Genomic DNA, 2,969 nt, shown 5'->3' on the forward strand with positions numbered 1-2,969 from the left:
AAGCCTCGGCAACAACCTCGCCGAACCGCTGGCAGCGCTCATCGTGTCGCTTGCCGGCTCCTATGACGCCATCGTCTCGGCTGCGACCTCCGTCGGCAAGAACGTGCTGCCGCGCGTTGCTGCCCTGCTCGACGTCGCGCAGGTCTCGGAAATCGTCGAGATCGTCTCTGCCGACACGTTCAAGCGTCCGATCTATGCGGGCAATGCCATCCAGACGGTTCAGTCCACCGACGCCAGGAAGGTAATCACGGTTCGCACCGCCTCTTTCGCCGCAGCCGGTGAGGGCGGCAGCGCTTCGGTCGAGACCATCTCGGCCGCCGCGAACCCGGGTCTCTCGACTCATGTCAAGGATGCGCTGTCCTCGTCGGATCGTCCGGAACTGACGTCTGCCAAGATCATCATCTCGGGCGGCCGTGCACTCGGCTCGTCGGAGAAGTTCCAAGAGGTGATCCTTCCGATCGCCGACAAGCTGGGTGCTGCCGTCGGTGCAAGCCGCGCTGCTGTCGATGCGGGCTATGCGCCGAACGACTGGCAGATCGGCCAGACCGGCAAGGTTGTTGCCCCCGACCTCTACATCGCCTGCGGCATTTCTGGCGCCATCCAGCATCTGGCCGGCATGAAGGATTCGAAGGTGATCGTCGCGATCAACAAGGACGAGGAAGCGCCGATCTTCCAGGTCGCCGATTACGGTCTTGTGGCAGATATCTTCGATGCCCTACCGGAACTGCAGAAGGCGCTTTGACTGATTTAACATCGCCTCCCAAGCGACGGATGGCGTGGCTTTCAGGCTGCGTCATCCTTTTGATTTCTTTTGCTCCAGAAGATCTTTGGATGAAAAATCTACGTCCTGACAGCATCGTGCAGTCGATCCACCGCATCGTGGCCGCGATCACCGGCTACCTCGCCAAATCGCGAGGTTACATCTCGGACAGGTCGCAGTTCGATGATCGCACCGATCGCAAGTGTCATGGGTGCGAAATCGCCCCTGATGTCTTCTTCGGACATGCATCCCTGCGACGGGAACGTCGGGCGGATTTGCCAGCTTCGGCCGGCCGGCGCCGATTGGATAGAGCTTGGTGCCACGGCAATAGACGTGGTGTTCAATCCCGCTCTGACACCCCAGACAGGGGCACGTTCTGCCTCGTCGGCGACGTCGCCTTCCGGCGAGTGCGCGAAGGTCTGGAGTGTCATCACGCCCGTCCCCGCGGCATCGGCCCCATGACCACCCTCCGCTGATGGCGAGTACGGCGATCATCCCTATCGCAAACTCGACGCAGGCCGCCAAAGTTCTGAGAGACTGACATGAGCGAAGAAATGGAACTCCCCGCACGCGAAAGCATGGAATTCGACGTTGTGATCGTTGGTGCGGGACCTGCGGGGCTTTCGGCGGCGATCCGGCTGAAGCAGATCAATCCCGAGCTTTCCGTGGTGGTTCTGGAAAAGGGCGCCGAAGTCGGCGCGCATATCCTGTCGGGCGCCGTCGTCGATCCGATCGGCATCGACCGGCTATTGCCGGGCTGGCGCGACGAGGCGGATCATCCGTTCAAGACTGAAGTCAAGGACGACCATTTCCTGCTGCTCGGCCCGGCCGGCTCGATCCGGCTGCCGAACTTCGCCATGCCGCCGCTGATGAACAATCACGGCAACTACATCGTCTCGCTTGGAAACGTCTGTCGCTGGCTTGCCGGTCACGCCGAAGCGCTCGGTGTCGAGATCTATCCGGGCTTTGCCGCAACCGAAGTGCTCTATAACGACGACGGCGCCGTCATCGGTGTCGCCACCGGCGACATGGGCATCGAGAGGAATGGCGAGCCTGGCCCGAACTTTGCCCGCGGCATGGCGCTGCTCGGCAAATACACGCTGATCGGCGAGGGCGTGCGCGGCTCGCTCGCCAAGCAGCTGATTTCGAAGTTCGATCTGTCGAAAGACCGCGACGTCCAGAAGTTCGGCATCGGCCTGAAAGAGCTCTGGCAGGTTAAGCCCGAGAACCACCGTCCGGGCCTGGTGCAGCACTCGTTCGGCTGGCCGCTCGGCATGAAGACCGGTGGTGGTTCGTTCCTGTACCATCTGGAAGACAACCTCGTCGCGGTCGGCTTCGTCGTGCACCTCAACTACAAGAACCCATACCTCTTCCCTTTCGAGGAGTTCCAGCGGTTCAAGACCCATCCGGCCATCCGCGGCACCTTTGAAGGCGGCAAGCGGCTGTCCTATGGTGCTCGCGCCATCACCGAGGGCGGCTACCAGTCGGTACCGAAGCTGTCGTTCCCCGGTGGCGCGCTGATCGGCTGTTCGGCCGGCCTCGTGAACGTGCCGCGCATCAAGGGCAGCCACAATGCGGTGCTGTCTGGCATGCTGGCGGCTGACAAACTGGCAGAAGCGATCGCGTCGGGCAGGGCCAATGACGAGCCGGTCGAGATCGAGAACGAATGGCGCCAGACCGACATCGGCAAGGACCTGAAGCGGGTCAGGAACGTCAAGCCGCTGTGGTCGAAGTTTGGCACGGCGATCGGCGTGGCACTCGGCGGTCTCGACATGTGGACCAACCAGTTGTTCGGTCTGTCGCTGTTCGGCACGCTGAAGCACGGCAAGAGCGATGCGCAGAGCCTCGAGCCGGCAGCAAAGCACACGAAGATCGATTACCCGAAACCCGATGGCGTGTTGACCTTCGATCGTCTGTCCTCGGTGTTCCTGTCGAACACCAACCACGAGGAGGATCAGCCGGTGCATCTGCAGGTCAAGGACATGAGCCTGCAGAAGCGCTCCGAGCACGACATCTATGCCGGCCCGTCGACGCGCTACTGTCCGGCTGGCGTCTACGAGTGGGTGGAGAAGAACGGCAAGCCGGTCGTCGTCATCAACGCGCAGAACTGCGTGCACTGCAAGACCTGCGACATCAAGGACCCGAACCAGAACATCAACTGGGTGCCGCCGCAGGGCGGCGAAGGCCCGGTCTATCCGAACATGTGAAT

Annotated in this window: 3 protein-coding genes; 2 read left to right on the top strand and 1 reads right to left on the bottom strand. The window is 61.9% G+C overall.

The window, feature by feature from the left end; all coding sequences use genetic code 11:
- Window positions 1-742: electron transfer flavoprotein subunit alpha/FixB family protein (locus ACTJKE_RS36525; RefSeq protein WP_440693909.1), on the top strand; the 742-nt coding region annotated here is incomplete at its 5' end.
- Window positions 743-840: 98 nt separating this feature from the next.
- On the opposite strand, the gene ACTJKE_RS36530 is transcribed toward ACTJKE_RS36525, so the two are convergent.
- Complete coding sequence (locus ACTJKE_RS36530) at window positions 841-1,191, bottom strand: hypothetical protein (RefSeq protein WP_145926105.1); 351 nt, start codon at window positions 1,189-1,191, stop codon at window positions 841-843.
- A 111-nt stretch (window positions 1,192-1,302) separates the two neighbouring features.
- Between ACTJKE_RS36530 and ACTJKE_RS36535 the strand changes: the two genes are divergently transcribed.
- Window positions 1,303-2,967: an electron transfer flavoprotein-ubiquinone oxidoreductase gene (locus ACTJKE_RS36535; protein WP_440693911.1), complete on the top strand. Its 1,665-nt coding sequence runs from the start codon at window positions 1,303-1,305 to the stop codon at window positions 2,965-2,967.
- Window positions 2,968-2,969: the final 2 nt, after the last annotated feature.

Origin of the sequence: Ensifer sp. 22521, assembly GCF_052044795.1 — a bacterium.
Taxonomy (GTDB): Bacteria; Pseudomonadota; Alphaproteobacteria; order Rhizobiales; family Rhizobiaceae; genus Ensifer.

Coding starts and splice junctions, on each gene's coding strand:
- ACTJKE_RS36535 (WP_440693911.1), top strand. CDS start 1,303: ATGAGCGAAGAAATGGAACTCCCCGCACGCGAAAGCATGGAATTCGAC.
- ACTJKE_RS36530 (WP_145926105.1), bottom strand. CDS start 1,191: ATGACACTCCAGACCTTCGCGCACTCGCCGGAAGGCGACGTCGCCGAC.